The 21978-nt window shown below is 71.1% G+C and carries 20 protein-coding genes; 14 read left to right on the top strand and 6 right to left on the bottom strand.

Annotated elements, in window-relative coordinates:
- Positions 1-316: 316 nt before the first annotated feature.
- Positions 317-2185, bottom strand: coding sequence for a tetratricopeptide repeat protein (locus A3862_RS10890; RefSeq protein WP_043759454.1), 1869 nt, complete (start codon positions 2183-2185; stop codon positions 317-319).
- Between the two features lie 154 nt (positions 2186-2339).
- The gene (locus A3862_RS10885; RefSeq protein WP_043353371.1) at positions 2340-4013 is read right to left on the bottom strand and encodes an electron transfer flavoprotein-ubiquinone oxidoreductase; all 1674 of its coding nucleotides are present in this window, start codon (positions 4011-4013) and stop codon (positions 2340-2342) included.
- A 312-nt stretch (positions 4014-4325) separates the two neighbouring features.
- On the opposite strand from A3862_RS10885, the gene A3862_RS10880 reads away from it, so the two are divergent.
- Positions 4326-5216, top strand: coding sequence for a uracil-DNA glycosylase (locus A3862_RS10880; protein ID WP_100794022.1), 891 nt, complete (start codon positions 4326-4328; stop codon positions 5214-5216).
- Positions 5217-5359: 143 nt separating this feature from the next.
- Positions 5360-6271: a KPN_02809 family neutral zinc metallopeptidase gene (gene ypfJ, locus A3862_RS10875; protein WP_043384038.1), complete on the top strand. Its 912-nt coding sequence runs from the start codon at positions 5360-5362 to the stop codon at positions 6269-6271.
- A gap of 87 nt (positions 6272-6358) precedes the next feature.
- On the opposite strand, the gene A3862_RS10870 is transcribed toward ypfJ, so the two are convergent.
- Entirely contained in the window at positions 6359-6619 is a 261-nt protein-coding gene (locus A3862_RS10870) for a hypothetical protein (RefSeq protein ID WP_043384142.1), read from the bottom strand.
- A gap of 237 nt (positions 6620-6856) precedes the next feature.
- Here A3862_RS10870 and A3862_RS10865 point away from each other — a divergent pair, with 237 nt between their 5' ends.
- Together A3862_RS10865 and A3862_RS10860 are read left to right on the top strand one after the other, a co-directional pair.
- On the top strand, positions 6857-8479 hold the full coding sequence (locus A3862_RS10865; protein ID WP_111473581.1) for an ABC-F family ATP-binding cassette domain-containing protein: 1623 nt from the start codon (positions 6857-6859) through the stop codon (positions 8477-8479).
- 104 nt (positions 8480-8583) lie between these two features.
- On the top strand, positions 8584-9063 hold the full coding sequence (locus A3862_RS10860) for a hypothetical protein (RefSeq protein ID WP_043356918.1): 480 nt from the start codon (positions 8584-8586) through the stop codon (positions 9061-9063).
- A gap of 101 nt (positions 9064-9164) precedes the next feature.
- On the opposite strand, the gene mnmE is transcribed toward A3862_RS10860, so the two are convergent.
- The gene (mnmE, locus tag A3862_RS10855; RefSeq protein WP_111473580.1) at positions 9165-10490 is read right to left on the bottom strand and encodes a tRNA uridine-5-carboxymethylaminomethyl(34) synthesis GTPase MnmE; all 1326 of its coding nucleotides are present in this window, start codon (positions 10488-10490) and stop codon (positions 9165-9167) included.
- Positions 10491-10613: 123 nt separating this feature from the next.
- Here mnmE and bla point away from each other — a divergent pair, with 123 nt between their 5' ends.
- The 5 genes from bla to A3862_RS10830 all read left to right on the top strand — a co-directional run bounded on the left by bla (position 10614) and on the right by A3862_RS10830 (position 14880).
- Positions 10614-11492 carry a class A beta-lactamase gene (gene bla / locus A3862_RS10850; protein ID WP_053609610.1) on the top strand — a complete coding sequence of 293 codons (879 nt, stop codon included), beginning with the start codon at positions 10614-10616 and terminating at the stop codon, positions 11490-11492.
- 11 nt (positions 11493-11503) lie between these two features.
- Complete coding sequence (locus tag A3862_RS10845; RefSeq protein WP_043356908.1) at positions 11504-11989, top strand: YbaK/EbsC family protein; 486 nt, start codon at positions 11504-11506, stop codon at positions 11987-11989.
- Positions 11990-12056: 67 nt separating this feature from the next.
- Complete coding sequence (locus A3862_RS10840) at positions 12057-12413, top strand: hypothetical protein (protein WP_043356906.1); 357 nt, start codon at positions 12057-12059, stop codon at positions 12411-12413.
- Positions 12414-12553: 140 nt separating this feature from the next.
- Positions 12554-13402, top strand: a complete 849-nt coding sequence (panC, locus tag A3862_RS10835; RefSeq protein ID WP_043356904.1) for a pantoate--beta-alanine ligase — start codon at positions 12554-12556, stop codon at positions 13400-13402.
- 191 nt (positions 13403-13593) lie between these two features.
- Positions 13594-14880, top strand: a complete 1287-nt coding sequence (locus A3862_RS10830; protein ID WP_111473579.1) for an OprO/OprP family phosphate-selective porin — start codon at positions 13594-13596, stop codon at positions 14878-14880.
- 41 nt (positions 14881-14921) lie between these two features.
- Here A3862_RS10830 and A3862_RS10825 read toward each other — a convergent pair whose 3' ends face one another.
- Positions 14922-16394, bottom strand: a complete 1473-nt coding sequence (locus tag A3862_RS10825) for an EAL domain-containing protein (protein WP_111473578.1) — start codon at positions 16392-16394, stop codon at positions 14922-14924.
- 285 nt (positions 16395-16679) lie between these two features.
- On the opposite strand from A3862_RS10825, the gene A3862_RS10820 reads away from it, so the two are divergent.
- Entirely contained in the window at positions 16680-17552 is an 873-nt protein-coding gene (locus tag A3862_RS10820; RefSeq protein WP_051976115.1) for a MipA/OmpV family protein, read from the top strand.
- A gap of 85 nt (positions 17553-17637) precedes the next feature.
- On the top strand, positions 17638-17859 hold the full coding sequence (locus tag A3862_RS10815; RefSeq protein ID WP_043761495.1) for a heavy-metal-associated domain-containing protein: 222 nt from the start codon (positions 17638-17640) through the stop codon (positions 17857-17859).
- Between the two features lie 159 nt (positions 17860-18018).
- Here A3862_RS10815 and A3862_RS31500 read toward each other — a convergent pair whose 3' ends face one another.
- On the bottom strand, positions 18019-18168 hold the full coding sequence (locus A3862_RS31500) for a hypothetical protein (RefSeq protein WP_164706362.1): 150 nt from the start codon (positions 18166-18168) through the stop codon (positions 18019-18021).
- A 416-nt stretch (positions 18169-18584) separates the two neighbouring features.
- On the opposite strand from A3862_RS31500, the gene mnmG reads away from it, so the two are divergent.
- The 3 genes from mnmG to A3862_RS10800 are packed head-to-tail and all read left to right on the top strand — an operon-like array spanning position 18585 to position 21978.
- Positions 18585-20492, top strand: coding sequence for a tRNA uridine-5-carboxymethylaminomethyl(34) synthesis enzyme MnmG (gene mnmG / locus A3862_RS10810; protein WP_043759465.1), 1908 nt, complete (start codon positions 18585-18587; stop codon positions 20490-20492).
- Complete coding sequence (rsmG, locus tag A3862_RS10805; RefSeq protein WP_043759468.1) at positions 20489-21124, top strand: 16S rRNA (guanine(527)-N(7))-methyltransferase RsmG; 636 nt, start codon at positions 20489-20491, stop codon at positions 21122-21124. The genes mnmG and rsmG overlap by 4 nt, the downstream gene beginning before the upstream one ends.
- Positions 21121-21978: a ParA family protein gene (locus A3862_RS10800; protein WP_043354859.1), complete on the top strand. Its 858-nt coding sequence runs from the start codon at positions 21121-21123 to the stop codon at positions 21976-21978. Before rsmG ends, A3862_RS10800 begins: the two co-directional genes overlap by 4 nt.

Below are 21978 nucleotides of genomic sequence, written 5' to 3'. Positions count from 1 at the left end.
CTAGCGGGCCCGGATCGGCAGGCAATTAGGCCTCTTGAGCTACGGTCCCCAAGAGAATCCCGTTCGTCTTTGCGCTTTGCAGGACGGCGCGACGGGATGTCGGGTGCAGAATACCGGCGATCTTACGCAGGCGCCGGGAGCCTGAACGGGCGCAGGCTCATGCCCGGAGGCCGAAGATCTTGCCCTTGCGGCCCGAAGCCGCCTTGCGGATCTTCGGGACGGCGCGCCCGAGCGTCGGCTGCGGGCGGCGCCGGCCGCCGCACCGCCGTGACGAACGAGGTGCGGACCGCCAGGGCGCCGGATCGGGAGAGGGGCGCTAGCCCCCCGACTTCTTGGCCTTGTCGGCGGCGCCCGGCGCCTCGTGCGGCTGGGGGGCGCCCTTCGGCAATTCCGGGTTCTCGGCGTTGTGCGGGGCGGCGACCGGGGCCGGCACGGTCTCGGCGGTGGCGGTCGGCTTCTCGATGTCGGGCAGACCGTCCTTCAGCTTCGCGTTGATCTGCGTGAGGTCGTCCGGCTCGGGGTTCAGATCCTTGGCGTGCTGCCACTGGAACTTGCCCTCGAGGCGCCGGCCCGAACGCCAGTAGGCGTCGCCCAGGTGGTCGTTGATGGTCGGATCGCCGGGCTTCAGCTCGACCGCCTTCTCCAGCTCGCGCACCGCATCGTCCCAACGGCCGAGGCGGAAATAGGCCCAGCCGAGGCTGTCGACGATCATCCCGTCCCGGGGGCTCGCATCGGCGGCCTGCTGCAGCAGCTTGAACGCCTCGTCGATGTTGACGTTCTGATCGACCCAGGAATAGCCGAGATAGTTCATCACCTGCGCCTTGGCGGCCGGCTGGTTGGCCGGCACCAGGGACAGGGCCTTCTTCAGGTCGGCCTCGGCCTTCGGCCACTGCTTGGCGCGCTCGTAGGCGGTGCCGCGGAAATAGTAGGTCGTCCAGTAATTGGCCTGCGGCCGGTCGCCGATCAGGCCGATGGCCCGGGTGTAGGTGGCGGCCGCCTCCTCGTATTTCTTGCGGGCGCGCTGCACGTTGCCCAGCGCCGTGATGACGTCGATGTCGTCCGGGTGGGCCTTCATCGCCGCGTCGAGATGGGCCAGGGCCTCGTCGCCCTTGCCCATCTGCTCCAGGTTCAGGCCGATCTGGATGTCGGCGTTGAGCTTGAGCGGGGAGGCGGCCGGGATCTGCGCGTAGGCCTCGTTGGCCCGCTCGGGCTGCTTCATCCGGTCCAGCGTGTCGGCCAGCGTCAGCCGGGCGAGGGCGTGGTCGGGGGCGAGGTAGAGCGCCAGCCGCAGGTAGATCACGGCGGGCAGTTCGTCGCCCTGCGTCGAGCCCGCGGAGCCTAGCCCGTACAGCACCTCGGCTGCGCCCTCCTGGGCGGTGCCGATCAGCCGCGTGAGCGGCTTGCCCTCCTTGAGCTTGTCGAGGGCGTCGCGCACCAGCGGGTGGCGGGGCGAGAGCTGGTCGAAGTCGGAATAGGCCTGGATCGCCAGATCGGTGCGGCCGAGGCTCGCCTCCATCCGGGCATAGGCGTCGACGATGCGCAGGGTGTTGCGGTCGGCCTCGTAGGCGGCCTTGAGGCGCCGCTCGGCCTCGGCGTTGTCGCCGGTCACCGAGGCGATCAGGCCGGCATGGTAGTCGCGGAAGGTGTTGTAGTAGCGCTCGCCCCGGAGCTTGTTGACCGTCTCCAGCGCCTTCTTGCCGTCACCCGCGCCGGCATACGACCAGGCGGTGAGCAGCGTCGCGGTCAGGTCGGTGGCCGCCCCGCGGCCGCTGCGCGAGAAGTTCTGGCGGGCGGCGGCCCATTGGCCCGCCTTGATCTGGCGCACCCCCAGCGAGAGGTTGGCGAGCCCGTTGGTGGGATCGCGGGCGATGAGCTTCTCGGCGGTGCGGAACGCGTCCGGCAGGGCGCCGTCGGCGAGCAGCGAGATGAAGGCGCGCTCGACCAGCTCGGCGTTGCGCGGATCGGCCTTGACCGCCTCGCGGTAGAAGGTCGCCGCCGCCGCCGTGTCCCGGGACGCGCCCGCGATGTAGGCGGAGAGGAAGTTGCCCTCCAGCGAATCCGCGGGCTCGTAGTCGAGCACCGGGGTCGATTCCCTCGGCTGCGCGGCCAGCACGGTCTGCGGCAGCCCGGCGGCGAGCAGAAGGGCGAGCGCCGAGACGCTCCGGCGGGCGCGTGTGATCATCATGAACCGATCGCGGCTCCTGGGCGCCGGCCCGTCAGGGGCCGGGCGCGAGAATGGCGGGGCATCCCCGAAAAAACGCTGGGGACACTGAACCCATCCCGCCAGCCCCGCAAGGCGAAAGGATGACGCCGCGCCATCCCGGCCCGGTCCGGGCGCCTCACATGTTCGGGTAGTTCGGCCCGCCGGGCCCCTCCGGGGTCACCCAGTCGATGTTCTGGTTCGGATCCTTGATGTCGCAGGTCTTGCAGTGGACGCAGTTCTGCGCGTTGATCTGGTAGCGCACCCCGTCGCTCGCGGCGGAATCCGCCACCCACTCGTAGACGCCCGCCGGGCAGTAGCGGCCGGACGGCCCGCCATAGACGTCGTGCTCGGAGCGCTTCTGCAGCTCCAGGTCGCGGACCTTGAGGTGCGGCGGCTGGTCCTCCTCGTGGTTGGTGTTCGACAGGTAGACCGAGGAGAGCCGGTCGAAGGTCAGCTTGCCGTCGGGCTTCGGGTAGACGATCGGCGTCACCTCGGAGAGCGGCTTGAGGCAGGCGTGGTCGGGCTTGCCGTGCTTGAGCGTGCCGAACGGCGAGGCGCCGAAGATGCTCGTCGCCCACATGTCGATCCCGCCGAGGCCGACGCCCACCAGCGTGCCGTACTTGGACCAGAGCGGCTTGACGTTGCGCACCGCCTTCAGGTCCTGCCCGATCGGGCTGTCGCGCCAGCCGGCCTCGTAGGCGGTGAGCTCGTCGCCGGCGCGGCCCGCCTTCAGGGCGTCTGCGATGGCGTCGGCCGCCTGCATCCCGGAGAGCACCGCGTTGTGCGAGCCCTTGATCCGCGGCACGTTGACGAAGCCCGCCGAGCAGCCGACCAGGCAGCCGCCGGGGAAGACCAGCTTCGGCACCGATTGCCAGCCGCCCTCCATGATGGCGCGCGCGCCGTAGCCGATGCGCTTGGCGCCCTCGAAGGTCTCGGCGATCAGCGGGTGGGTCTTGAAGCGCTGGAACTCCTCGAACGGCGACAGGGTCGGGTTCTCGTAGTTCAGATGCGTGACGAAGCCGACCGAGAGCAGGTTGTCGTCGAAATGGTAGAGCCAGGAGCCGCCGCCGGCCTTGTTGGGCAGCGGCCAGCCCATGGTGTGGCGCACGAGCCCGGGCTCGAACTTGCCCGGCGCGAGCTGCCAGAGCTCCTTCACGCCGAGCCCGTACTTGAAGTGGTCGCTGTGCCGGTTGAGCGAGAAGCGCTGGATCAGACCCTTGGTCAGGTTGCCCCGGGCGCCCTCGCCGAACACCGTGTACTTGGCGCGCAGCTCCATGCCGCGGGTGTAGTCCTCGCGCGGCGCGCCGGACTTGCCGATCCCGAGATCGCCCGTGGCGATGCCCGCCACCGCGCCCTTGTCGTCGAACAGCACCTCGGAGGCCGGGAAGCCCGGATAGATCTCGACGCCGAGCGCCTCGGCCTGCGCGCCCAGGTACTTGCAGACGTTCGAGAGCGAGCCGACGAAATTGCCGTGGTTCGACATGAGCTTGGGGAAGAACAGGTTCGGCAGGGTGATGCCGCTGTTCTTGGTGAGCATCATGAACTCGTCGCGCTGAACTTCCGTCTTGAGCGGCCGCTCCGGGTCCTGGCGCCATTCGGGCAGGAGCCGGTCGAGGCCGATCGGGTCGATCACCGCGCCCGAGAGGATGTGGGCGCCGACCTCGGAGCCCTTCTCGACGACGACGACGCTGATCTCCTCGCCGATCTCGGCGGCGCGCTGCTTCAGGCGGATCGCGGTGGCGAGGCCGGCCGGGCCGGCGCCCACCACGACCACGTCGAAATCCATGCTCTCGCGTTCGGGCAGCGCCATCCTCGCCTCTCCTTTTCTTCTTCCAGTCTTCTTCCAGCCCCCGATCCGCGGTGGGCCGGCATCCCTGCTGCCGTCTCAAGCGATTCCAAGCTAGAAAGGCAAGTTGCCGAAGATCCGGCTTAAGGCAAAGTTCCCTTTGCCGCACGGGGCGGTACATGTGACGGGTGCCGGACGATCCCACCCCGTCCGCAACCCGGCATGCCGGTCAGAGGGCGGGTGGGGCGGGGCCCGCGGGATCGCGCTGTTCCGTCACGCAAGACCTTGCCCGGCCGGCGGGTTTCGAGAGTTGTCCACAGGCCGCGGCGTTCCCACATGCTCCTCTCCATGCCGAGCCCCAACGACGCGCAAGCCGATCTGATCGCCTATCTCGACTTCCACGTGGAGGCCGGTGCCGACGCGGTTCTGGACGAGCGGCCGCACGACCGGTTCAGCGAGGCGGATGGGCCGGCGCCGACCCTGCGGGCACCGCGCCGGGCCCCCGACCCGCCCGTCGGCCAGACCGCCGGCCCGACCGCCGGCAGCCTCGTGCCGCCCCCCGGTTCGCCGCCGCCCGCCGCGCCGTCGCGGACCTTCGGCCGCGCCGCCAGCGCCCAGCCCGACGAAGCCGCGAGCGACGCCCGCGCCCGGGCGCGGCAGGCGAAGACCCTGGACGAACTGGAGCGGATCCTCGCCGATTTCGACGCCTGCCCGCTGCGCTTCACCGCCAAGAACCTCGTCTTCGCCGACGGCAATCCCGAGGCGCGGGTGATGTTTCTCGGCGAGGCGCCCGGCGCCGACGAGGACCGGATCGGCAAGCCGTTCATGGGCCGCTCGGGCCAGCTCCTCGACAAGATGATGAAGGCGATCGGGCTCGACCGGACCAGCGCCTACGTCGCCAACATCGTGCCCTGGCGCCCGCCGGGCAACCGCAACCCGACGCCCCAGGAGGTTGCGGTGTGCCGGCCCTTCGTGGAGCGCCAGATCGAGCTGGTCGATCCGGACCTCATCGTCTGCCTCGGCGCGCCCGCGACCCAGACGCTGACCGGCACGAAGGATGGCATCCTGCGGACCCGCGGCCGACTGTTCCCCTACAAGCTGCCCAACCGCGAGGTGAAGCTGCTCGCCACCCTCCACCCGGCCTTCCTGCTGCGCCAGCCGGTGCAGAAGCGTCTCGCATGGCGGGATTTCCGATCCCTGCGCGCCCTTCTCGACGGGAAAGCTTGACCACGTGGGCGGAACCGGGTCTCCCCTCCCGCCATTAGAGCTTCGTTCCCGCCGCTGGTCCACCGTCGGCCGGACATAGCGACGCATAGCAAACCGTGGGCTGCCCGAGGCGGCCGGCGCAGCATTGATGGCGGGACCCAACCATGCGCTGGGAAGATCTACGCAGCTCCGACAACGTCGAGGATCGCCGGGGCGAGGGCGGTGGCGGCGGCGGCATGGGCTTTCCCGGCGGCGGCGCCGGCGGGCTCGGCATCGGCACCATCGTGGTGCTGCTGATCATCAGCTATTTCACCGGCATCAACCCGGCGATCCTGATCGGCGGCGCCGAGCGGATCGGCGGCGGGCGCGGCCAGCAGGAGCAGCAGGTCGATCCGCAGACCCAGGCCAAGCGGCGGCAGGCGCCGACGGACGAGAGCGGCCGGTTCGCCTCGAAGATCCTCGGCAACACCGAGGACGTCTGGAGCCAGATCCTGCCGCAGCAGACCGGCAAGCAGTACACGCCGACGACCCTGGTGCTGTATACCGGCGGCACCCGCTCGGGCTGCGGCTCGGCCCAGGCGGCGATGGGCCCGTTCTACTGCCCCCTCGACAAGAAGGTCTATCTCGACACGGGCTTCTTCAAGGAGATGGCCTCGAAGTTCGGCGTGAAGGGCGATTTCGCCTACGCCTACGTCATCGCCCACGAGGTCGGCCACCACGTCCAGGACGTGCTCGGCATCCTCGGCAAGGTCCAGGCGCGCCAGCAGCAGGCGTCCAGCAAGACCGAGGCGAACGCCCTCTCGGTGCGGATCGAGCTGATGGCCGACTGCCTCGCCGGCGTCTGGGCCAAGAACTCCAACGACAAGTACGCCGAGCTGGAGCAGGGCGACATCGACGAGGCCCTGAACGCCGCCGCCCAGATCGGCGACGACGCCCTGCAGCAGCGCTCGAAGGGCTACGTGGTGCCGGATTCCTTCACCCACGGCTCCTCGGCCCAGCGCCAGCGCTGGTTCAAGGCCGGCTACAAGAGTGGGCAGACCAAGGCCTGCGACACGTTCAGGACGGCGAACAACTGAGGTGTGCGGCGGGGCGGAGAGCCTCGTCCGGACCTGACATACGCCCTCCCTCCCCTCTTCGCGGGGGAGGGAGACGCGCACTCCGCCTCACCCCCGGCTCAGGCGCCGGGCATTGGCCTGGACCTTCCGCCGGTAGCTGCGGATCACCTTGCCGTTCGAGGCCCCCGCGGCGAGCATCAGAGCCGCCTCGCCGGCGGCCAGCATCTTCTCGGTCACCATGAGCTGCGCCTCGACCTGCGCGGCCGGCCCCCCGAGGGCGAACATCGCCATCCGCTGGGCGATCACGCCCTGAGCCTCCAGGCCGAGCATGGCCATGTCGAGGCTCGTCGTCCACCAACCGCAAAACATCATCGTCCTCAAAGGCGTCCGCCACGGCCAAGCCCGGCACCATACGCCGGAGCGGCGGCTGGAGCGGCAGGGAAACGACTTAGCTCGCAGAATCGGGCAGAAAAGGCGTCCGGCGATCGGATGACGGTCACGGTTGCGCGCCATGCAGGGCCCAGCGGCCGCGCCCGTCTTTGCGCCGTCTCGATCGATGCCGTAAGCGCCCCGGAGCCCCATTCCCGGACACCGCGCCCGCACTTCATGATTCGCCTGGACAAGATCACCAAGCAGAACGGGCGGCAGCTCGTCTTCATCGAGGCCTCGGCCGCCCTGCAGCGGGGCGAGAAGGTCGGGCTGGTCGGCCCGAACGGGGCCGGCAAGACCACCCTGTTCCGGATGATCATCGGCCAGGAGCAGCCCGACGAGGGGCAGGTCGCCGCCGACCGGGGCATCACGATCGGCTATTTCAGCCAGGATGTCGGCGAGATGTCCGGCCGCAGCGTCGTCACCGAGGTGATGGACGGGGCCGGCCCGGTGAGCGCGGTGGCGGCCGAGCTCGCCGAGCTCGGCGCGGCCCTCGCCGACCCGGACCGGGCGGACGAGATGGACGCCCTGATCGAGCGCTACGGCGAGGTCCAGGCCCGGTTCGAGGAGCTCGACGGCTACGCCCTGGAGGGCCGCGCGCGGGAGGTGCTCGACGGCCTCAGCTTCAGCCAGGAGATGATGGACGGGGATGTCGGCGCCCTCTCGGGCGGCTGGAAGATGCGCGTCGCGCTGGCCCGCATCCTGCTGATGCGCCCGGACGTGATGCTGCTCGACGAGCCGTCCAACCACCTCGACCTCGAGAGCCTGATCTGGCTCGAATCTTTCCTGAAGGCCTATGACGGCGCCCTGTTGATGACCTCGCACGACCGCGAGTTCATGAACCGCATCGTCACCAAGGTCATCGAGATCGACGGCGGCGCGCTCACCACCTTCTCGGGCGACTTCGCCTTCTACGAAGGCCAGCGGAAGTTGAACGAGGCGCAGCAGCAGGCGCAGTTCGAGCGCCAGCAGGCGATGCTGGCCAAGGAGATCGCCTTCATCGAGCGGTTCAAGGCCCGGGCCTCCCACGCCGCCCAGGTGCAGAGCCGGGTGAAGAAGCTCGACAAGATCGAGCGGGTCGAGCCGCCCCGGCGGCGGCAATCCGTGGCCTTCGAGTTCCAGCCGGCGCCCCGCTCGGGCGACGACGTCGTGATGCTCAAAGGGGTTCACAAGCGCTACGGCAGCCGCACGATCTACGAGGGGCTCGACTTCTCGGTGCGCCGCCGGGAGCGCTGGTGCGTGATGGGCATCAACGGCGCCGGCAAGTCGACGCTGCTCAAGCTCGTCACCGGCACCACCGCACCGGATGACGGCTCGGTCACGGTGGGCGGCAGCGTCAAGCTCGGCTACTTCGCCCAGCACGCCATGGACCTGCTCGACGGCGACCGCACCGTGTTCCAGACCCTGGAGGAGGCCTTCCCGCAGGCCGGACAGGGCTCGCTGCGGGCGCTGGCCGGCTGCTTCGGCTTCTCGGGGGACGATGTCGAGAAGCGCTGCCGGGTGCTCTCGGGAGGCGAGAAGGCCCGGCTGGTCATGGCGCTGATGCTCTACGATCCGCCGAACTTCCTGGTGCTCGACGAGCCGACCAACCACCTGGACATGGGCACCAAGGAGATGCTGATCGAGGCGCTGGCCAACTACGAGGGGACGATGCTGTTCGTCTCCCACGACCGGCACTTCCTGGCCGCACTCTCGAACCGGGTGCTGGAGGTGACCCCGGAGGGCATCCACCAGTATGGCGGCGGCTACACCGAATACGTGGCCCGCACCGGCCAGGAGGCGCCGGGCCTGCGGAGCTGACGGGCGCGGACGGACCCCGTCCCGGTGCGGTGCGACCGGCGCGCCGCTATCCCCCCGGGAGGCCCCACGCTAGGCTGCGCCGAAACGGCCCCGGGTGAGATGCCGTGCGACGCCTGCTGAAGTTCCTCCACACGATGGGATCCGCCGGGCTGCTGGGGGCGATGGCGTCCCTGGTGGTCATGCTGAGCCTCGCGCCCGCGCCATCCGCCCTGGCGGGATACGCGGCGATGCGGGGCGCGATGGGGGCCGTGGCCACCTGGATCTTCCTGCCCGCCCTGGCGGTGACGCTGATGTCCGGCCTGCTGGCGATGGCCCTGAACCGCGCCTTTCTGAACGCCGGCTGGGCATGGCTCAAGCTCGCCACCGGGGTCCTGATGTTCGAGGGCGGCCTGGTCTACGTGCAGGGACCGATGAAGCAGGAGGCGGAGCAGAGCGCCCGGGCGCTGGCCGGCCTCGTCGATCCCGCCGTGCTGGCCGTGTCGCTCCCCGGCGAACGCGGGACCCTCTGGGTGCTGCTGGCGGTCGCGACCGCGAATGTCGCGCTGGGGATCTGGCGGCCCCGGATCCTGCGGATCCCCCAGTAGGCGCGCCGCATCCGCCGATCATCCCGGTCCCAGCGCGGCACGACCGGCGACGAAACCGGGAAAGCCGCGCCGAATGCCGCTTTGAGTTGCCGGCTATAGAACTACTTTCCGATGCAGAAGCCGCTGAACAACCGATCGAGCACATCCTCGACGCCAACATGACCCGCGACCTCGCCCAGCGCCCGGACGGCGAGACGCAGATCCTCCGCGGCGAGCTCCGGCAATCCGCCCGTGCTTTCGAGCAGGCGGTCGAGATGGCCCACGCAGGCTTCGAGCGCCGCCCTGTGCCGGGCCCGGGTGATCAGCGCATCGCCGGTGCCGAGACCGGATTCGGCCGCAGCCTGGATGGCATCCAGCAACCGCGCCATGCCGGCGCCCGTGCGGGCCGAAACGGCCGGACCGTCCGACTCCCGTTCCGTTTCTGAGCCGGCAAACAGATCGGCCTTCGTGCGGACCGTCAGGATCGGCGTGCGGGTCGGTCCGAGCTCCGGAACCGCCCCGTCTGGGGGCACCAGGGCGATCACCAGATCGGCGCTGTCGATCCGCGCCCGCGTCCGCACGATCCCCTCCGCCTCGATCGGCTCCGCGGTCTCCCGGAGCCCGGCCGTGTCGACCAGCAGGACGGGCAGGCCGCCGAGGTCGAGCCGCACCTCGATGGCGTCGCGGGTCGTTCCCGGACGGTCCGAGACGATCGCCACGTCCCGTCGGCTGAGGGCATTGAGCAGGGTCGACTTGCCGCTGTTGGGTGCCCCGGCCAGCACCACCGTGAAGCCCTCGCGGAGACGCTCGCCCCTCTGCCCGTCGCGCAGGGTCCCGGCGATCGCGTCGCGAAGCCGCGCGGCGCGGCCGAACAAGGCGGCGTCGAGCCCGGCATCGTCCACGTCGCCCTCGTCGGCGAAATCCAGCGCCGCCTCCGCGGCGGCGAGGCAATCGACCGCTTCCGCCCGCCACGCGGCCACTTGCCGGCTGAGGGCGCCGTCGAGCTGACGGAGGGCCTGCCGGCGCTGGCCCTCGGTCTCGGCATCGATCAGATCGGCGACGGCTTCGGCCGCGGCGAGATCCATCCGGCCGTTGAGAACCGCCCGACGGGTGAAGGCGCCGGGCTCGGCCGCGCGGCACCCGGGAAACCGGGCAAGCGTGGCGAGAACGCCCATCCGCACCGCCGCACCGCCATGGATGTGCAGCTCGGCCATGTCCTCGCCGCTATACGTGTCCGGCCCCGGAAACCAGGCCACCAGAGCCCGATCGAGTTCGGTGCCGTCGGCCGGATCGCGCAGGCTTCGCAGGGACAGCCGGCGGGGTGGCGGCAGGCTCCCGCAAAGGGCGACGAGCACGTCGCGCGCGGCCGGGCCGCTGATGCGGATCACCGCGACGGCCGCGCGGCCGAAGCCGCTGGCCGGTGCGAAGAGGGTCTCGGCTTGGGTCATGATCCGGCAGGGTCGTGCGGAGGGGCAGAGTTTCACGTGAAACAGGCGCAGGTGCCCTATACCATTCCGGCGTCGCGGTGCCGCGCCGGGTTGCGGCGTCGCGCCCTCGAACCCGGATGCGCCATGCTCGTCACGACCCGCCGCACCGTCAGCCTCGGCCTGCTCGCCGCGCCCTTCGCCCTGCCCCTGCGGGCCGCCGAGGCTGAGCCGGACTGGGGCGCCCTCGAGCGTCGGCTCGACGGTCGCCTCGGCATTGCGGCCGCCACGGCGGACCGCGTCCTCGCCGCCTATCGCGCGGACGCGCGCTTTCCGATGTGCAGCACCTTCAAGGTGCTGGCGGCGGCGGCGGTGCTGGCGCGGGTCGATACAGGCCGCGAGACCCTCGACCGGATCGTCGCCTACGGTTCCGGCGACCTCCTGAGCTACGCGCCGGTGACCCGGAAGGCCCTGGAGGCCGGTGCCGGGACAGGACAGATGACCGTCTCGGATCTCTGCGCGGCCGCGATCGTGTGGAGCGACAACAGCGCCGCCAATCTGCTCCTGGCGAGCCTCGGCGGCCCCGAGGCGCTGACCGCATGGCTGCGCGACACCGGTGACCCCGTCACCCGCCTCGACCGGACGGAGCCCACCCTCAACACGGCGCTCCCCGGTGACCCGCGCGACACGACTACGCCGGACGCCATGCGGGCGAGCCTGGGCCGGATCCTCCTGGGCACCGTCCTGTCGCCGGCGTCGCGCGGCCGGCTGGAAGCCTGGATGATCGCCTGCGAGACCGGGCGCAAGCGCCTGCGGGCTGGGCTGCCGCCCGACTGGATCGTGGGCGACAAGACAGGCAGCGGCGACAACGGCTCGATCAACGACATCGCGATCCTGCGGCCGCCGGGGCGTGCACCGGTTGTCGTGGCGGTCTACGTCACCGGCTCGACGGCGTCCCCGGAGACCTACGCGGCGGCCTACGCGGAAATCGGCCGGCTCATCGCCGCGCGAGCACAGGCAGCCTGACCGGACGACCCATGAAGACCCCCGCCAAGACCACCCGCGCGACGCTCGCCCTGGACAAGGCCGGGATCCGCCACAGCCTCCACGTCTATGCGTACGATCCGGACGCCCCGCGCATCGGCCTGCAGGCCGCGGAGGCGCTCGGGGTCGCGCCCGGACGTATCCTGAAGACCCTGATGGCGGCCGTGGACGGACGGACGATCTGCCTGCTCGTGGCCTCCGACAAGGAGGTGTCGATGAAGCGGGTCGCCGCCGCCTTCTCGGGCAAGGCGGCGGCCATGCTCAAGCCCGCCGATGCCGAGCGGCTGACCGGCTACCATGTCGGCGGCATCAGTCCCCTGGGGCAGAAGCGGCCTGTCCCGACGGCGATCGATGCCGGATCGCTGACCGACCCGGCGGCCGAGATCCACGTGAACGGGGGCGGTCGGGGCTTGCAGATCCGCCTGACCGAAGGCGATCTCGTCGGCGCCCTGAAGGCCCTCGTCGTGCCGCTCACGTGAGCGCGCGGTAATCATCCGTTTACCCTGCCGCCCCACAGTGACGCCTTCCGGCGGAGACGGGTACGGCATGCGGAAGACGGGACGAAGGGCGATGACGGCGCTCGGATTCGTCCTGCTGCTCGCGGGATCGGCCCGCGGGGCGGATCTCGACATCCGTGGAACCGCCGAGACGGGTGTGGGGGCCAGCCCGCGCTTCTTCCCGCGCAACGACGGGCTCGATCGCCGCCCGGTCTACGCCGTCCGGTCCCGTCCCGTGCCGGTGGGCTGCACGCCCCGCCGGGTGCCGGTGCCGACCAACGCGCCGGACGATCCGAGCTATGTCGGCTCCGAGTACGGCCTGGGGCATCCGAGCTATTACGGCTTCACGCCGCCGCCCGGCGTGGACGATCCCTTCGGCCGCTCCCTCCTGCCCTACTGCCCCTGACGCCGAAACACGCGCCATTCCGGAGACCGCGTCGCCACGGCAGATCCAGGCCCGTGTTCACGCAGGCGGATCGGAGTGCCGGATTCCACCGCTCCGCATCATGCTCTAGACCGGCCCTGCCCTCCTCCGGAGCCCGTCCCGTGCCCGAGCCGACCCTTCAGCCCTTCCGTGATCTCGCAGCCCTGCGCCGATGCGTCGCCGCGTGGCGCGCGGCGGGTGAGCGCGTCGTCCTGATCCCGACCATGGGGGCCCTGCACGAAGGGCATCTCGCCCTCGTGGCCGAGGCGCGGCGGATCGGCCGCCGGACGGTGGCGAGCATCTTCGTCAATCCGACCCAGTTCGGCCCGAACGAGGATTTCTCCCGCTATCCCCGCGACCTGGAGACCGACCTGGCCCTGCTCGCGCAGGCCGGCGCGGATGCCGCCTGGACGCCCGGGGTGGAGACCATGTACCCGCCGGGCTTCGCCACCCGGATCGAGGTCGCAGGCCTGACCGAGGGCCTGTGCGGCCCGTTCCGGCCCGGCCATTTCGCCGGCGTCGCCACGGTGGTGACCAAGCTCCTCAACCAAGTCCGCCCGGACGTCGCCCTGTTCGGCGAGAAGGATTTCCAGCAGCTTCGGGTGATCCAGCAGGCCGTGGCGGATCTCGACCTCGCGGTGGAGATCCACGGCGTGCCGACCGTGCGGGAGCCCGACGGCCTCGCGCTGTCGTCGCGCAACCGCTACCTCTCGGCCGAGGAGCGTGCCGTCGCCCCGAAGCTTCAGGCGGTCCTGGGTGAGATCGCGGCGGCCTCCCGCAACGGCACCCCCGTGGCCGGGCGGATCGCCGCCGGGCGGGCGGCGCTGGAGGCGGCGGGGTTCCGGGTCCAGTATCTCGCGGTCTGCGACGCCCGGACCCTGGCGCCGGTGGAACGGGTCGACGGCCCGGCCCGCGTGCTCGCCGCCGCCTTTCTGGGCCGGACCCGGCTGATCGACAACCGCGCCGTGTAGGCTGGCCGGCCCCGGGCCGGCGGCGCGGGGATCGGGGGAATGCACCCCCCAGCCGGCCCGCCGGGTGTTGCCCCCGGCCCCTCGACCGGCCCCGCGCCGTCGTGGCCGTCTGGCCACGGCCCTCGGACTTTTCGGATTTTGCGGCCTCGGCTCATTGGCTCCGGCCGGCCGACCTGTTCTCTGCTGGGACCGTGAATGGACTGCGCACCGCTCCGGCCGTCCTGGCCATGTCCCTCGCCCTGGCGGTGCCCGCGGGCGCCGGGGAGGACGCGTTCGAGGGGATGGCCGGCCCGTACGGCGAGCGTCTGCGCGTCGATGCCAAGGGGCTGACCCTCACCTTCCCCGCGCCCGATGTGAAGCTCCAGATCGGCGGCCGGCTGCATATCGACGGCGGTGCGGCGGGTTTCAGCCGGCCGGACCTGCCCGAGGCCTTCCCCGACACCGTCGCCGTGCGCCGGGCCTGGATCGAGCCAACGCTCACCATCGGCCGCGACTGGGTGATCGCCTTCCAGTACGATTTCGCCGACCCGATGCTGCCGATCAACGACGCGCTGGTGGCCTGGAAGGGACTGCCGGACACGATCCTGACGCTCGGCAACATGAAGGAGCCCTTCAGCCTGGAATGGCTGCAGAGCAACAACGACACCCTGTTCGTCGAGCGCTCGGTGGCCAATGCCCTCGTGCCGGAGCGTCGCTTCGGCGTCGCGGCCGGGCATCACGGGCAGGCCTGGACCGCGGTGGCCGGCCTGTTCGGCAACGCCGCCAGCAACGGCATCGACGGGGATGGTGTCGCGGTGGCGGCCCGCGCCACCGTCGCGCCGATCATGACCGCCGACGAGACCCTGCATCTCGGTCTCGCCGGGATCGTCCGCAACCGATCGCGGTCCGACGGAGCCTTCGGCTTCTCGAGCCCCGCGGGAGCCTTCCTGTTCGAGCGCCCCCTGGTGGACACCGGCGATCTCCCCGATGCCGCCAGCGTGTCCCGGCTCGGGGCCGAATTCGCCTATCGCCGCGGTCCGGTCCTGATCCAGGCGGAATACATCTACGCGGCGCTGCAGCCGTTCCGCGGCCCCGGACAATCCGGCTCCGCGCTCGACTTCCAGGGCGGCTATGTCGAGGCGGCGCTCGTGCTCAACGGCGAAGGCCGTGCCTACGCGCTGACGCCGCAGAGCGGCACCACCTACGCGACCTTCAGGGGCGTGGCGGTTCCGGAGGCGCAGCGTGTGTCCCACGGCGGGATCGGCGTGTTCGAACTGGCGGTGCGCTACAGTGCCATCGACCTGAACGCCCGCGGCTTTCGCGGGGGCATGGAGCAGGACGTGACCCTCGGCCTGAGCTGGTATCCCGAGCCGAATCTGCGGCTGATCGGGAACGTCATTCACGGGCGCGTGCAGCCGGGGGAGGCCCAATCCGCGACCCTGGGCACGGCCCCCTTCTCGGTCGACACGGTGATCGCACGCCTGCAGATCTACTGGTGACGGCGTGTGCCGGGAAAGCCAGCGGCCTCAGCTGACGCCCGTCACACCGCCCGGCGCAGGACAGATCGGAAGGGGCGCCGTTCGGGCGTCGGTTCCGGGGGCGGCACGGGCTGCTCGACGGGCGGGGCGGCCAGAACCTCCGACCGGACCGGCCGCGGGGCCGCGAAGGCCGTGCCCTGGGCGAACGGCACGTCGAGGTCGATCAGGTCCGGGACGTCGGCCTCGTCGGCGACGCCGGTGGCGATCAGGCGGATGCCGGCCCGGGTCAGGGCCGGTGCGATGTCCTCCACGGCGATGTCGGACAGGCTGCCCCGGTCGGAGCGCGGGCGCAGCAGCATCTCGGCCGGAACCTTGACCTGACCGATGCCGCGGTCCGCGAATTCGGCCGCATCGAAGCGCAGGTCGTCCGGACGGTCGAGGCTGAAGCCGATCCGACCCCGGAGCGGCGCGAGCAGGCCCCGCTGGCCTGCATCGAGACGGCGCCAGCTCGCCTGCGGCAGGGCGATGGTCAGACCCGCCAGGGCCGGATCGTCGGTGGCGGTGCGGGCGAGCTCGCGCAGGAGCCCGGGCTCGAACAGCGACAGCGGCGACAGGCTGTAGGTCAGCAGCGTCTCGCTGCCGCGCCGGGCGAGGTGACGCGCCACGATGGTGGCCCGCTGCAGCATGCGGCGGTCGAGTTCGGTGGTCCGTCCGAAGCGCTCCAGCACGGGCAGGAAGACCTCGGGCTCGGCCGGCGGAACGCCGGGGCCGCCGATCCGGAGTCGGGCCAGCGCCTCGTAGGCCACGACCTTGCGTTGAGGCAGGGTAACAACCGGCTGCAGATGGATCTCCAGACCGTCCCCTTCGAAGGCGCCGATGAGACCGGCCTCGTCGACGGGGGGAGCAGCGGGCCGGGGCGGGATCGGCCGCGGGGGGATCGGCCGTGCCGGGACGGATGGGGCCGGGTTCGGGGCCGGTTGCGGGTCCGGCGGAACCGCCTGCGGCCGGAGCGCCCCGTCCTCGCGCGGGGGGGCGGCCGACACCTGCGGACGCGGCAGGGCCGGGGCCGGGGCGGCGTCCGGAAGGGCCGCGCCGGGCGCCGCCTCGGGCTGCGGCCGGAGCGCCTCCGCCGGCCGGGCCTTGAGGGCCGCGATCTCGGCATCCTGCGCGCTCAGCACGGTGGTGAGGTCGCGCACGATGCCGCTGAGCAACCCGAATTCGACCGTCAATTCCTCGATCTGCGCCCGCAACGCCGCCTCGGCGGCTTCGGGGCGCGGCTGAGCCGCGGCGCCGGCTCCCGCCGTCTCGACCTTGAGCAGGCGCCGGGACAGCAGATCGACCTCGCCGGACAGCTTCTCGCAGCGCGCCTTCAGGGTGGCGATACGGGTCAGGGCGAGACCGCCGGCCAGGGCGGCGGCGGCGCCGAGCGTCATGGCACTCCAGAGCGGCAGGAACACCGCGAGTGGCCCGAACACGACGAGCCCAAGAAGGCCGACCGTCAACAGCCCCGCATACCGGCCGAGGACCGGGACCATCGTCTAACCACCTGCCGGGAACGCGCGCCGGTCGCCGGGGGACATCCCGAGCGAACCCCACCGGGCGCGAACCGAATCACTGGATCATTGGCCGGGCGCACCGGGCCCGGCAAGGCTCCGGGAGGAGGATGATGCGCCATCACCTGTTAATTCCGGGCGGTGTGACGCCGGCGCCCGCTGGAACGTTGCGGAATCATCACGGCGGATCCGATTGCGAGGCGCTCCGGGGAGGGTTGCGCGGCTTGCGAATGCGGAGGGGATGAAAAAGGGTCATAAAGCGTGGCCATGACGTTCGTCCCCCCGCGTACTTCCCGATTTCGCGCCGTTCTCGGCGCCGGCGCGCTCCTCGCGGCCTTCGGCGCGACGGCGCCGCAGGCCGCGGATCTCGGCGCAGATCTTCCGCGCACCACGCCGACCTTCGCGATGATCGATCCCAATACGTGGATCGTCACGCTGAGCGGCTCGATCCAGGCCGTGCCGCGCTATCCCGGCGCCAGCGACTACACGGCCGTCGGCTATCCCTCGATCGATATCCGCCGGGTGGGCGAGCCGCGCCGCTTCTCGACGCCGGATGACGGGTTCAGCCTGTCGCTGTTCGACACCGAGTCGTTCCGGATCGGCCCGACCGCGCGCTTCGTGCCGGGGCGCTATTACGGCGACGACCGGCGGCACCTGTACGGCTTCCGCGACGCCCGCTTCGCGGTGGAGCCGGGCGTGTTCGCGGAGTTCTACCCGGTCTCGTTCATCCGGACCCGCGTCGAGGTGCGCCAGGGCCTCTACGGTCACCACGGCACGGTCGGCTCGGTGGCGGCCGACTACCTGATCCCGGCGGAGAAATTCCTGTTCTCCATCGGGCCGCGCCTCAACATCGGCGATGCCAGCTACGCCCGGAAGTATTTCGGCGTCTCCCCGATCGAGGCGGCGCTGAACGGGCGCGTCACCCCCTACGACCCGCGCAGCTTCTACTCGGCGGGCGTGCTCGGCGGCGTGACCTACACGCAGAGCGAGACCTGGGCCTACACGGCCTATGCCGGCTATACCCGCATCCTAGGCGCCTCCGGCAACAGCCCGCTCGTGCGTCGGCCCTTCGGCAATCCCAATCAGTACCAGTTCGGCCTGCGGATCGATTACGCCTTCCGGATGCCTGCGCTGTTCTGAGCCGCACGCACGGCTTGCACCGGTCGCACACGGGCCCGACATCCCGGCGATACGACGGAAGGCGATACGGCTGATGGAGGCCCGGATGGACGAGACGCGCACCGACCTGCTGATGCGGGTGGAGGGGATGACCTGCGACGGCTGCGCCGCCGCGGTGACCCGCACGGTGAAGCGGATCGATCCCGCGGCCGACGTGCAGGTCGACCGGGACGCCGGGCGGGTGGCGATCCGCACCGACGCGCAGGCGCTCACCCTCGCCGAGGCTCTGACCAAGGCCGGCTACACCGCGACGGCCATGACGGGCTGACGCCGAGTCGGGTCCCGGAACGCCGGATCCGGGGTGTCGGGCTGCGGCAGCAGATGTCGCGGCGCTCCATCGTCCTGGCCAAGCCGTCATCCTGGCCAAGCAGGCGTCCTGACCGAGCAGGTATCGGGACGATGATGGCCGGCCTCCGAGGAACCCCACTCAGGAGCGGCTCAGGAACATCCCCGTCAGCAGCAGGGCGAAGCCCGCGAGGCCGAACAGCCCTTCCTTGCGCTGGGTGCGGTCGAGGAAATGGGCGGCGGCGCCGGCCGCGCAGCAGGCGGCCCCCAGACCGATCGTCAGGGACGACATGTCGAATCTCCTCATCCCGCGTCGCCCCGCGACGCGGCGAAACAGCCCCTCTCGTGAGCCTGCCGGACGGCGCTGTCCGTTCAGGATGAAGTCACGGCGCAAGACTTGCACGGTCCGGGGCGACTGGCAAGCTACGATAGCCAAGTCCTCACGCATCTTTCACGAGCAATGCTTGAGGTTACGATAGATCTCGGCGCCTCGATCGCACCGAATATCGTATCCATTTGCGGCTTCGACCGCCGACCAGGACGGAGGCCGCGTCTGGCGAAGGACGACGGGGATGCGTTGACCGCCGCGCCCGCCCCCGCTTAGACCTCCCGGAAGAACCGCCGCCCCCGGGCTCCAGTCCGGAGGACAGCGGGTGTGCGTCACCCGCATCCGCGGCGGGATGTCTGCGAAAGGCTGCTCGTCACCCCATGCTCACCACCTCCTCCGCCCGGTTCGACGTCGCGGTCGTCGGCGGCGGCCATGCCGGCGTCGAGGCCGCGGCCGCGGCCGCGCGCTGCGGCGCGCGCACGGCGCTGGTTACCCACGATCCGGCGACGATCGGGGCGATGTCGTGCAACCCGGCCATCGGCGGCCTCGGCAAGGGCCATCTCGTCCGCGAGGTCGACGCCCTGGACGGGCTGATGGGTCGCGTTGCCGACGCGGCGGGCATCCAGTTCCGCCTGCTCAACCGCCGCAAGGGACCGGCGGTGCGCGGCCCCCGGACCCAGGCCGACCGCAAGCTCTACGCCGCCGCCATGCAGGCCGCCGTCGCCGACACTGCGGGGCTCACGGTGATCGCGGGCGCCTGCGAGGATCTGACCTTCGACGCGGATGGCCACCTCTGCGGCCTCGGTCTGGCGGATGGGCGCACCCTGGCCTGCGGCGCGGTGGTGCTGACCACCGGCACCTTCCTGCGCGGGCTGATCCATATCGGCGAGCGGCAGATCCCGGCCGGCCGGGTCGGCGAGGCGCCGGCGATCGGGCTGGCGCAGACCCTCGACCGCCTCGGCCTTCGCCTCGGACGCCTGAAGACCGGCACGCCCCCGCGCCTCGACGGACGGACCATCGATTGGTCGGGCCTGGAGATGCAGGAGGCCGACGCCGAGCCGGTGCCGTTCTCGACGCTCACCGAGCGGATCACGACGCCACAGATCCGCTGCGGCATCACCCGGACGAGCCAGGCCGTCCATGACTTGATCCGCGCCAACCTGCACCGCTCGCCGATGTATTCCGGCGGGATCGCCAGCCGGGGCCCGCGCTACTGTCCGTCGATCGAGGACAAGGTCGTGCGCTTCGGCGACCGGGAAGGGCACCAGATCTTCCTGGAGCCCGAAGGCCTCGACGATCCGACGATCTACCCGAACGGCATCTCCACGGCGCTGCCGGAGGAGGTCCAGCACGATCTCGTCCGCCTGATCCCCGGGCTGGAGCGGGCCGCGATCCTCCGGCCGGGCTACGCCATCGAGTACGATTACGTCGATCCCCGGGAACTCGATGTCGGCCTGCAGGTGAAGCGCCTGCCGGGCCTGTTCCTGGCCGGCCAGATCAACGGCACCACGGGCTACGAGGAGGCGGCCGGCCAGGGGCTGGTGGCCGGCCTCAACGCCGCTCGGCACGCGGGCGGCCGTGGCATCGTGGGCTTCGACCGGGCCGAGTCGTATCTCGGCGTGATGATCGACGACCTCGTGACCCAGGGGGTCAGCGAGCCCTACCGGATGTTCACCTCGCGCTCGGAGTATCGGCTGTCCCTGCGGGTCGACAATGCCGACGCCCGGTTGACGCCGCGGGGGATCGCGCTGGGCTGCGTCGGCGGAGACCGGGCAGCCCATTACGCGGCCGGACAGGCGGCCCTGGACGAAGCCCGCGCCCGCCTCGAAGCCGTGAGCCTGACGCCGAGCCAGGCCGCGTCCCATGGGATCAGCCTGAACCACGATGGCATCCGCCGCACGGGCTTCCAGCTGCTGGCCTATCCGGAGATCGCGTGGTCCGATCTGGCGGCGGTGTGGCCGGACCTCGCGGATGTCGCCCCGCGGATCGCCGACCGGATGAAGACCGACGCCACCTACGCGGTCTATCTCGATCGTCAGAACGCGGACATCGCGGCCTTCCGCCGGGACGAGGCGGTGTGCCTGCCGCCGGCCCTGGATTACGCGACGATCAGCGGGCTCTCCAACGAAATGCGGGTGAAGCTCGAGACCGTGCGCCCCGGGACCCTCGGACAGGCGGCACGGATCGAGGGCGTGACGCCGGCGGCCCTGACCCTGCTGGCCGCGCATGCGCGGCGCGGCGCCCGATCGGTCCCGGTCGCGGCCCCCGTGGACCCGCTTTCGGCATGAGCGATCCGGATCGCGCCCGCGTCCTCGCGGCTGCCGGTGTTTCACGTGAAACAGCCGAGCGGCTCGACCTCTACGTGGCCCAGCTGCGGCGCTGGCAGCCCATCAAGAACCTCGTCGGCCCGGCGACGCTGACGGAGGTCTGGAGCCGCCATATCGACGACGCGCTCCAGCTGCTCGACCTGGCACCGGAGGCGCGCACGTGGCTCGATCTCGGCTCCGGCGCGGGCATCCCCGGCCTGATCCTGGCCATCGCCGGCCAGGAGCGCGGCATCCGGGTGGACCTCGTGGAGAGCAACGCGCGCAAATGCGCCTTCCTCACCGAGACCGCACGGCTCACCGGAGCCCCGGCCCGGGTGCGCAACGCCCGGATCGAGGCGGTGATCGGGGACTATGTCGGCACCGACGTGGTCTGCGCCCGCGCCCTCGCGCCGATGACGCAGCTCCTCGCCTGGACCGAGCCTCTGTTGAAAACGGGCACCACCGGACTGTTTCCGAAGGGCCGGGACGTACAAGCCGAATTGACCCAGGCCGGCGCGCAGTGGACAGTCGTTAACGACCTCGTGCCGAGCCGGACCGATTCCGAAGCCCGGATCGTGCGCGTCACTGCCCTCGCCGCCCCGAGCCACCGATGAGCGAAGCGATCCTCGGCGATTCCGCCGACCGGTCCATGGATTCATCCATGCGACGCCCTCTGCGCGTTCTGGCGCTCGCCAACCAGAAGGGCGGCGTCGGCAAGACCACGACGGCGATCAACCTCGGCACCGCCCTGGCGGCGATCGGCGAGGATGTGCTGGTGATCGATCTCGATCCGCAGGGCAACGCCTCCACGGGTCTCGGGATCGACCGCGCCAAGCGCAGGGTCTCGACCTACGAGGTCATGGCCGGCGAGGCCTCCCTGGCGCAGGCCGTGGTCCCCACGGCGGTGCCGCGGCTGTCCCTGGCGCCCTCGACCATGGACCTCCTCGGCCTGGAGCTGGAACTGGCCACCCTGCCCGACCGGGCGCACCGGCTGCGCAGCGTCCTGAAGAGCCTGACCCAGGCGCCGAGCCTCAGCCGAATCAGCTACGTGCTGATCGACTGCCCGCCCTCGCTCAACCTGCTGACCATCAATGCCCTGGCGGCGGCCGACGCGGTGCTGGTGCCGCTGCAATGCGAGTTCTTCGCCCTGGAAGGCCTCAGCCAGCTGCTGCGCACCGTCGAGCAGGTCCGCGGCGCCCTGAACCCGAAGCTGACGATCCAGGGCATCGTGCTTACGATGTTCGACCCGCGCAACAACCTCTCCGCCCAGGTGGTGGCGGATGTGCGCGGGTTCATGGGCGACAAGGTCTACGAGACCGTGATCCCGCGCAACGTCCGGATCTCCGAGGCGCCCTCGCACGGCAAGCCGGCGCTGCTGTACGACCTGAAATGCGCCGGCAGCCAAGCCTACCTGCGCCTCGCCTCGGAGGTGATCCAGCGCGAGGGCCGGGTTCCGGCCGCGGCCTGA

The sequence above is a fragment of the Methylobacterium sp. XJLW genome (genome assembly GCF_003254375.1).
GTDB classification, from domain to species: domain Bacteria; phylum Pseudomonadota; class Alphaproteobacteria; order Rhizobiales; family Beijerinckiaceae; genus Methylobacterium; species Methylobacterium fujisawaense.
The sequence above is the reverse complement of the archived record's forward strand: the minus strand, read 5'-3'. Positions and strand labels throughout refer to the sequence as shown.

Excerpts from the sequence above, each read along its gene's own strand:
- A3862_RS10845 (WP_043356908.1), top strand. The coding sequence starts at position 11,504 with ATGAAGACCCCCGCCAAGACCACCCGCGCGACGCTCGCCCTGGACAAG.
- A3862_RS10865 (WP_111473581.1), top strand. The coding sequence starts at position 6,857 with ATGATTCGCCTGGACAAGATCACCAAGCAGAACGGGCGGCAGCTCGTC.
- A3862_RS10840 (WP_043356906.1), top strand. The coding sequence starts at position 12,057 with ATGCGGAAGACGGGACGAAGGGCGATGACGGCGCTCGGATTCGTCCTG.
- A3862_RS31500 (WP_164706362.1), bottom strand. The coding sequence starts at position 18,168 with ATGTCGTCCCTGACGATCGGTCTGGGGGCCGCCTGCTGCGCGGCCGGC.
- ypfJ (WP_043384038.1), top strand. The coding sequence starts at position 5,360 with ATGCGCTGGGAAGATCTACGCAGCTCCGACAACGTCGAGGATCGCCGG.
- A3862_RS10870 (WP_043384142.1), bottom strand. The coding sequence starts at position 6,619 with ATGTTTTGCGGTTGGTGGACGACGAGCCTCGACATGGCCATGCTCGGC.
- A3862_RS10890 (WP_043759454.1), bottom strand. The coding sequence starts at position 2,185 with ATGATGATCACACGCGCCCGCCGGAGCGTCTCGGCGCTCGCCCTTCTG.
- A3862_RS10885 (WP_043353371.1), bottom strand. The coding sequence starts at position 4,013 with ATGGCGCTGCCCGAACGCGAGAGCATGGATTTCGACGTGGTCGTGGTG.
- rsmG (WP_043759468.1), top strand. The coding sequence starts at position 20,489 with ATGAGCGATCCGGATCGCGCCCGCGTCCTCGCGGCTGCCGGTGTTTCA.
- A3862_RS10820 (WP_051976115.1), top strand. The coding sequence starts at position 16,680 with ATGACGTTCGTCCCCCCGCGTACTTCCCGATTTCGCGCCGTTCTCGGC.
- bla (WP_053609610.1), top strand. The coding sequence starts at position 10,614 with ATGCTCGTCACGACCCGCCGCACCGTCAGCCTCGGCCTGCTCGCCGCG.
- A3862_RS10880 (WP_100794022.1), top strand. The coding sequence starts at position 4,326 with ATGCTCCTCTCCATGCCGAGCCCCAACGACGCGCAAGCCGATCTGATC.
- A3862_RS10825 (WP_111473578.1), bottom strand. The coding sequence starts at position 16,394 with ATGGTCCCGGTCCTCGGCCGGTATGCGGGGCTGTTGACGGTCGGCCTT.
- mnmG (WP_043759465.1), top strand. The coding sequence starts at position 18,585 with ATGCTCACCACCTCCTCCGCCCGGTTCGACGTCGCGGTCGTCGGCGGC.
- A3862_RS10800 (WP_043354859.1), top strand. The coding sequence starts at position 21,121 with ATGAGCGAAGCGATCCTCGGCGATTCCGCCGACCGGTCCATGGATTCA.
- A3862_RS10815 (WP_043761495.1), top strand. The coding sequence starts at position 17,638 with ATGGACGAGACGCGCACCGACCTGCTGATGCGGGTGGAGGGGATGACC.
- mnmE (WP_111473580.1), bottom strand. The coding sequence starts at position 10,490 with ATGACCCAAGCCGAGACCCTCTTCGCACCGGCCAGCGGCTTCGGCCGC.